The organism is Pseudomonas sp., assembly GCF_049590575.1.
Classification (GTDB): Bacteria; Pseudomonadota; Gammaproteobacteria; order Pseudomonadales; family Pseudomonadaceae; genus Aquipseudomonas.
In genome coordinates, this window is the sequence record NZ_JBAWDE010000040.1 from 1 (window position 1) to 3,001 (window position 3,001).

A 3,001-nucleotide genomic window follows, 5' to 3' on the forward strand; every position below is an offset into this window, starting at 1 on the left:
GTGCCAGCGCGTCGGCATCGCCCGGGCGCTGGCGGTGGAGCCGCGGTTGATCATCGCCGATGAATGCGTGGCGGCGCTGGATGTATCGATCCAGGGCCAGATCATCAACCTGCTGCTGGAGCTGCAGCAGCGCATGAACCTGGCGATCCTGTTTATCGCCCACGACCTGGCCATTGTGCGTCGCCTGTGCGACCGCGTGGCCGTGATGTACCTGGGCAAGATCGTCGAAGAGGGCCCGGTGGAAGCGGTGTTTACCGCGCCACGCCACCCCTATACGGCGGCGCTGATCCAGGCGATTCCGGAGATCGATCCGCATCGGCCGTTGCCTGCAGAGCCGTTGCCGGGCGAGCCACCCAGCCCGCTGAACTTGCCTGCGGGCTGTGCGTTTCACCCGCGTTGCCGGTATGCGCAACCCATGTGCTGCGTGGTGTTGCCGCCGACCCGTTTCCTGCACGAGCATCGATACAGTTGCGTGCTTGAAGAACCTTTGCTTTAACCCCCTGCCATTCATTAACAAGGAGTTGTGATATGCAATCGCGCCACTTGAAGTTGCTCGCCGCCGCCACGCTGACCGCGTGGTCGCTGACCGCCGGTCTGGCCCAGGCCGCTGGTGTCCTGACCATCGGCTGCCGTGAAGACAGCACCACGTTCGACCCGATCAAAAGCGCGCAAAACCGCGATACCTGGGTGTTCGCCAACGTCTACGACACCCTGGTGCGCGTGGACAACCTGGGCACCAAGATGGAACCGGGCCTGGCAGACAGCTGGGATATCTCCAAGGATGGCCTGACCTACACGTTCAAGCTGCGCGATGCGAAGTTTTCCGATGGCTCGGCGATCACCGCCGAAGATGCGGCGTTCAGCCTGTTGCGTATCCGCGACAACAAAGCCTCGCTGTGGGCCGACCCGTTCAACCTGATCAATACGGCCAAAGCCGCCGACGCGAAAACCCTGGTGGTCACCTTGAAGACCCCGGCGGTGGCTTTTCTCTCGCAATTGGCGTCGCCAACGGTGTCGATCCTGTCGGAAAAAGCCATGACCAAAATGGGCGAAGACGCCTATTCGGAAAACCCGGTGACGTCCGGCGCGTTCACCGTGGAAGAGTGGCGCAAGGGCGATCGGGTGATCCTCAAGAAAAACCCGAACTTCTGGCAGGCCAAGAACGTGAGCCTCGATGGCGTGGAATGGGTGTCGGTCACCGATGACAACACGCGCATGCGCATGGTCCAGAACAACGAGCTGGACACCGCGATCTTCGTGCCGTTTTCGCGGGTTGAAGAGCTGAAAAAAGACAAGAACGTGGTGATCCACGCCGACCCGTCCACCCGTGAAGATCACCTGCTGATCAACCACGACCACGGCCTGCTGGCCAAGCCTGAAGTGCGCCAGGCGCTGGACATGGCCATCGACAAACAATCACTGGTCAAGACCGCCACTTACGGTCAGGGCACCGTGGCCTATTCCTACATCCCGAAAGGCTCGCTGTACCACTACGCCAACAACCTGCAACGCCCGTACGACCCGACCGCCGCCAAGAAACTGCTGGAGCAGGCCGGTGCCAAGGACTTGAAGCTCAACTATGTGGTCAACGCCGGCAACGAAGCCGACGAGCAGATTGCGGTGATCATCAAGGACCAGTTGGCCAAGGTCGGCGTCACCGCCAACCTGCAGAAAGTCGACCCGACCCAAAGCTGGCAGATGCTGGTGGACGGTGAGTACGATATTTCGGTGATGTACTGGACCAACGACATCCTCGACCCGGATCAGAAGACCACCTTTGTGCTGGGCCACGACACCAACCAGAACTACATGACCCGCTACAAGAACGACAAGGTCAAGGAACTGGTCGCCGCCGCGCGGATCGAGGCTGACCCGGTCAAGCGTGAGCAGATGTATGTCGACCTGCAGAAACTGGCGAAACAGGATGTGAACTGGATTGACCTGTACTACAGCCCGTATATCAACATCTCACGCAAGAACGTGAGCAACTTCCTGCAGAACCCGCTGGGGCGCTTCACCCTTGAGGAAGTGGTGAAAAACTAAAGCTCACCGCTGAACAAATGTGGGAGGGGGCAAGCCCCCTCCCACATTTTGTATTGCGGTGTGCCAGGGGTTATTGCGCGTCGAACGCCTGCCCATTGATCCCGGTACTGTCCGGCCCCATCAGGTACAGGTACACCGGCATGATCTCTTCCGGCGCCGGCCTTTCCATCGGGTTTTCCCCTGGGTACGCCTGGGCGCGCATGCTGGTGCGCGTACCGCCCGGGTTGATGCTGTTCGAGCGCACCGCCGCGACATCGTCGAGCTCGTCGGCCAGGGTCTGCATCAAGCCCTCGGTGGCAAACTTCGACACACCGTAGGCCCCCCAATACGCCCGGCCCTTGCGCCCGACGCTGCTGGAGGTGAACACCACCGACGCATCCTGGGACAGTTTGAGCAGCGGCAGCAACGTGCTGGTCAGCATGAACATCGCGTTGACGTTCACGTGCATCACCCGCATGAAATTCTCGCCGGACAACTGCTCGAGCGGTGTGCGCGGGCCGATGATCGAGGCGTTGTGCAGCAGGCCGTCGAGGTGGCCGAACTCTTTTTCGATCATCGCCGCCAGCTCATCGTATTGATGGGGCAGGGCGGTCTCCAGGTTGAACGGGATCACCACTGGCTGCGGCTGACCCGCCGCTTCGATTTCGTCATACACCTGGGCCAGGTTGGCTTCGGTCTTGCCCAGCAACAGCACGGTGGCGCCATGGGCGGCGTAGGTTTTGGCGGCTGCCGCGCCAATCCCGCGACCGGCGCCGGTCACCAGGATGACCCGGCCTTTGAGCAGGTCTGGGCGTGCGGAGTAATCAAACATAAATAGCCTCGACAAAATTCAGCAGGTTGCAGACACCAAGCTTGAAAGCTGCGTTTATCCCCTGTGGGAGCGGGCTTGCTCGCGAATGCGGAGTATCAGGCAGCAAATTTGGTCTTGATAGACCGCCTTCGCGAGCAAGCCCGCTCC

Annotated in this window: 3 protein-coding genes; 2 read left to right on the top strand and 1 reads right to left on the bottom strand. The window is 60.8% G+C overall.

Features of this window, described 5'->3' with window-relative positions:
• The coding region (locus tag WBR57_RS03165) for an oligopeptide/dipeptide ABC transporter ATP-binding protein (RefSeq protein WP_424082043.1) at window positions 1-496 on the top strand (496 nt) is incomplete at its 5' end.
• A 32-nt stretch (window positions 497-528) separates the two neighbouring features.
• On the top strand, window positions 529-2,043 hold the full coding sequence (locus tag WBR57_RS03170; RefSeq protein ID WP_424082045.1) for an ABC transporter substrate-binding protein: 1,515 nt from the start codon (window positions 529-531) through the stop codon (window positions 2,041-2,043).
• 70 nt (window positions 2,044-2,113) lie between these two features.
• Here the strand turns inward: WBR57_RS03170 and WBR57_RS03175 are convergent, their stop codons facing one another.
• Window positions 2,114-2,854: a YciK family oxidoreductase gene (locus tag WBR57_RS03175; RefSeq protein WP_424082047.1), complete on the bottom strand. Its 741-nt coding sequence runs from the start codon at window positions 2,852-2,854 to the stop codon at window positions 2,114-2,116.
• Window positions 2,855-3,001 lie beyond the last annotated feature (147 nt).